At 40.1% G+C, this 1,995-nt stretch carries 2 protein-coding genes; both read left to right on the top strand.

From position 1 onward, the window contains the following. Positions 1-970: 970 nt before the first annotated feature. Positions 971-1,246 carry a DUF3303 family protein gene (locus P8O70_11565; GenBank protein MDG2197501.1) on the top strand — a complete coding sequence of 92 codons (276 nt, stop codon included), beginning with the start codon at positions 971-973 and terminating at the stop codon, positions 1,244-1,246. A gap of 189 nt (positions 1,247-1,435) precedes the next feature. Then, positions 1,436-1,921: a hypothetical protein gene (locus P8O70_11560; GenBank protein ID MDG2197500.1), complete on the top strand. Its 486-nt coding sequence runs from the start codon at positions 1,436-1,438 to the stop codon at positions 1,919-1,921. The last annotated feature ends 74 nt before the right edge of the window (positions 1,922-1,995 follow it).

Here is a 1,995-nt window from a genome sequence, read left to right as displayed (position 1 = left end):
GGTGTCGCAATCTTCCTCAACTGACAGCCAACTGACAGTGAATTAGCCCCACTTCCTTCAAGGCTGCATGGATACTGATGTAAATTGATTTTTACACAGTACTCATAACCCGAAGGTCGCAGGTTCAAATCCTGCCCCCGCCACCACACTTTTCCTCAATAAAATCAGTATTTAACCTAGCATCCCTCTTTTCTGGTCTTCACCCAGATTTCGATTTACCCAACCATATACCCAACCAATTGGCGGGATTTTCTGTCCCAGTTTGACCTCACTTTTGACTGACAACCGATTATTTATTTTTAAATTTATCTTCGAAACTCTAGGGCGAATTTTGACGTTTGTGGATGAAGCAGAATGTCGAGCAGGTTGTCTTGTTATGAATTAAGCCGTTAGGTGAGATGTCCGGAAGAAAGAATCTTTTCACGTCATTTGAAACCTCCGTGTTCGAAAAAGGATAGCAAGCTAAAATAACCTAAAAGTCTGAATTCCTGAGTTAGGCCACCATACTTACCCGGCTGCCACTGTAGGTATCTGTAGGTTCCAAAAACAAAACTTTCAAAAACCCACATTGTCAGTTTTTTTCTCTTCCTTTCCTCCATACCCAATTTTAAGCAATAAGAAAGTACGGAACTCTGGTTGACAAGCATACCGATTCTAGGGCATTTACAGCCGAATATTATTACAGCAACACAACCTACGAGTATTTTGAAACTAACCAAGTAGTATGCCCCTCAACGACCTCACTTTTGTGATTATTTGCAGATCCCCCCCCTCCCGACTGATCTGTAATCCAATAGTATATGGTTTTAGAATCAGAATTAAAAATGACGAACGAAATGTATTGGCTTATTACGCCTTCTAGTTGATAACTTCAATGCACCCTGAATAGTTCAGGAGTGAGAAGTGAGATCCCTCATCATTATTTTACCTGTGGGTAATATTCTGAATATTTCAATCGACGGAGGCCCAAATGTTTTATTCGATCAATTGGAAAATAGCTCCGGAAATGAGAAATCAGGTACAAGCCAGATTTATGGAAACTGGAGGTCCATCTCCAGAGGGAATGACAATGCACTCTCGCTATCACTACGTTGATGGAAGTGGAGGCTTTGCTATTTTGGAAACAGATGATCCTGCGGCTTTGGCAACGCTCGCCAATGACTGGAGTGATATACTGCCAATAGAAATTAAGCCGATTGCCAGTGATGAGGTGATTGGAGGAGTTATTCAAGCTGCTGCCAGCTAAGCAACTCGCTCCAATCTTTTGGGATCTGGACTGACTAGATCCCACCTTCCTCTATACCTGCCCACCAACTAATTGATGATCCGGTGGTTTAAAAATTGGTGAGACCAACTTGTCTGTTACTTACTAAATGATTGATAACTTCAGCACTACTGGAGATTCAGTAGCAGTTTCCCAAAACTTTGGAGATATATGAGAATAATAAAACAACATTTATTGTTTACAGAGTTGCTGTTTATCTTTCTCTTTGTTTTGCAAGGTTGTTCGGAAAGTGGTTCTGGCAGCAGTTCTAATGGTTCACAAACATCAGAATTCTCACCTCCATCTTGGATTCAAGGAGCATGGACCAGCTCTGACTCACTTGGGGATAGTGGATGGAAATTCACAACTAACGATGTACACATGATTGTTATGAACACTGTCGGGTTAGGTGCTAAAGAAATAGAAAAATTAGACCCTTCTTCAGGAGGTACTAGCACAGTTAGTTCGTCAGACACAGAATTTTCATTTGTAACGTCTGCTTCATGTACGAGTGTAGAAACTTCAGAACCAGTAAAAGGCTCTTTAACATACAAATTTGAAAAAGTTGATGACAACATAATTAAGCAAACTGGTAGCTCGAATCTAGACTGTCTGTTTGTTCAAACAACTGTGCTTTCAAAAAATAATAGCTACTAATCTATGAATCCATGATGCCCGAGAGATAATATCAAAGTGGTGTATATTTTGTCTTTCTAATATTATTTTTTAAC

It is taken from the genome of SAR324 cluster bacterium (genome assembly GCA_029245725.1).
Taxonomy (GTDB): Bacteria; SAR324; SAR324; order SAR324; family NAC60-12; genus JCVI-SCAAA005.
The sequence above is the reverse complement of the archived record's forward strand: the minus strand, read 5'-3'. Positions and strand labels throughout refer to the sequence as shown.